The organism is Bacteroides sp. ET489, assembly GCF_030518095.1.
Taxonomy (GTDB): domain Bacteria; phylum Bacteroidota; class Bacteroidia; order Bacteroidales; family Bacteroidaceae; genus Bacteroides; species Bacteroides ndongoniae.
On the sequence record NZ_JAULLJ010000102.1, the window covers coordinates 1 to 1,546 of the forward strand.

General features: G+C 47.0%; 1 protein-coding gene. It reads right to left on the reverse strand.

What is annotated here, in order from left to right:
* Positions 1-273: 273 nt before the first annotated feature.
* Positions 274-1,440 carry a site-specific integrase gene (locus Q3C19_RS18180; protein ID WP_302731259.1) on the reverse strand — a complete coding sequence of 389 codons (1,167 nt, stop codon included), beginning with the start codon at positions 1,438-1,440 and terminating at the stop codon, positions 274-276.
* Positions 1,441-1,546: the final 106 nt, after the last annotated feature.

Consider the following 1,546-nt stretch of genomic DNA (forward strand, 5'->3'; position numbering starts at 1 on the left):
TCTTTTCATTTTACAAAAGATTTGAGTTAAACATTAAATAAAAAAGCCCATGAACTCCACCCGCATTTGGATGAAGCTCATGGGCTTTCACAATTTCTACACGGGCAAATATAGTAATTATTCTTTGATAGGCAAAGATAATCGTGAAAGGTTTGCAAATAAAAGGACACACCGGCATTCCACTGACATCACTTGTCAGTGGGTAGATTGTGGGTATATTCTTATGGGATATACCAGAAATTTACCGATTTTCTTGAATAGGAAGAAATATATCTACAACCGTTTGCGCTTACGAATGTTCTTCAGGTCTCGGACGATGGTGTCGGATAGCACCTCCGAATATATCTGCGTAGTCTTGACCGAAGTGTGTCCCAGCACCTTTTGCACCGTCGTGATGGCGACACCCTGATGCACCAGAAGGGTCGCACAAGTGTGCCGGGCCGTGTGGTATGTGAAATGCTTTTCCACTCCGGCTAATTTTCCTACCTCAGCTAGCAATTTGTTTGTCTTGTTGTTGCTTGGGATGGCAGCCAGCTCCTCGATGGAAGGATAGCGGTCAATAACTTCGATGGCTTTCCCATCAAAAAGCAGTGCCAACGGCAACTTGATTTCGATATTGGTCTTCTGCATCTTCAGACACAACCACTTCGTACGATTAATCGGTATGATGTTAGTAGTAGTCAGTGTGCAGAAATCAGAGTATCTAAGCCCAGTGTAGCAACAAAACAGAAAGGCGTCGAGCACGTGACGGTGGCGCTGATCAGTGAGCTGTACCGCCTCCAGCCGGCGTAGTTCGTCGGGGGTAAGAAATTCATGCTTACCCTTTTCCTGCCGGATCTTGAACTTGCGAAATGGATAGGCATCGGCCGGCATGTAGCCGTCGTTGATGGCCTCATTGATAAGGGTGCGTAGTTGACGGAGATGCTTGGCTACAGTATTTACCCCTTTGCCCTGTTCACGTAGCCAACACTCGAAGTCCTTCAGCATAGTATAGGTCAGATCAGCAAAATCCAGTCCAGGTCGGAATTGCTCCAACAGGTTAACGGTTGATGACAGGTTCTCTTTTGTATTCGGCCTCTTGCCTGATGTTTCGATGGCTGTCCGAGCAAAGGTCAGGAAGGTGGTAGTGGCCGGTGCCTTCTTCCGGACTGCATCCCGCAGCAGGGCCAGCGTTGGCTGAATTCCACGCTTCCAAAAGCCCAGCTCGATAGCCTGTAGATGGATAATGAACTCGAAAAGCAGTGCATTAAGCTCGATGGCCTGCGGGTGGTTGACTACTTGGGCTGTGGACTTGTCCCAATGCTCCGGCTGGAGGTAGATGTTGGTAGTGAGGTAGATGTTACGCTGGTTCAGCTTGGCTTCCACCTGCACAAGGGCGGTGCCCTGGTTGTTGAGCTGGTCCTTTCGATTGTACACAAGTCTGTATCGTATCTTTTCCATAGCACATTTTTTCCACAAAAGTAATAATGATGACAACATGCACCATAATTAATATATGTGGGAGGACTGTTAGTTCAGAATCATATCATTTTTGGAATTTTTGGGG

Excerpts from the sequence above, each read along its gene's own strand:
- Q3C19_RS18180 (WP_302731259.1), bottom strand. The coding sequence starts at position 1,440 with ATGGAAAAGATACGATACAGACTTGTGTACAATCGAAAGGACCAGCTC.